Source organism: Neisseria sp. P0021.S006 (assembly GCF_051956895.1).
This window is the reverse complement of the sequence record NZ_JBQCWZ010000692.1, coordinates 1-731: the sequence shown is the minus strand read 5'-3', so window position 1 is coordinate 731 and position 731 is coordinate 1. Positions and strand designations below refer to the sequence as shown.

The window sequence follows — 731 nt, the reverse complement described above, 5'->3', positions numbered from 1 at the left end:
GTTTTACCGAACGCAGCGTCCAAGGGCTGATTTCCATGATTCTTGTATACATTTATGAAGCTCCTGTTATTAAAATTGTAAGTTCGGCAAAGGTTTCAGACGGCCTTTGCCGATGGTATGGATGGATTATTCGCCGTGGGTCTCTTTAATCAGACATACAGAGAAGGCTCCCAGTAACAAGACCGCGCCTGCAACCAAGAACATGGTTGCCTGATGGCTGCCCAGCATAGGGAAGAGGATAAAGCTCAGCAGGGAGGCGACGATTTGAGGCATACAGATAGAGCCGTTAAACAGACCCAAATAAGTACCCATGTGTTTGCCGGAGAGGGCATTGGTTACAATCGTCAAAGGATAGGTAATGATACCTGCCCACGCGATGCCGATTAAAGTATAAGACAGGATTAATGCGTATTGATTGTGGATGAAGAAAATAGAGAAGAAACCGAGCGCGCCTAAAGCCAAGCAACCGAAATAGCCGACTTTATGGTATTGATTCGGTACTTTTGCCAGAATAAACGAGCAGATAACGGCAGCAATGGATTGTACCGCCGCCAAAACGCCGTACCAGTTGCCCGCTTCCTGATAGCCTACGGAAGAAGCATCAGTTGTCTGCCAAACGTTTTCTGCAATCGCGCCTGCCGAGTAAGTCCACATATATTGGAAGGCAAACCAGCAGAAGAATTGCACCAAAGTGACTGTCCAAAACGCTTTAGGTGCGGTTTTTAAGAGTT

General features: G+C 46.8%; 1 pseudogene. It reads right to left on the bottom strand.

What is annotated here, in order from left to right:
- Positions 1 to 126: 126 nt before the first annotated feature.
- Positions 127 to 731, bottom strand: a pseudogene (locus tag ACTHUM_RS16510) (MFS transporter); the annotation flags it as partial.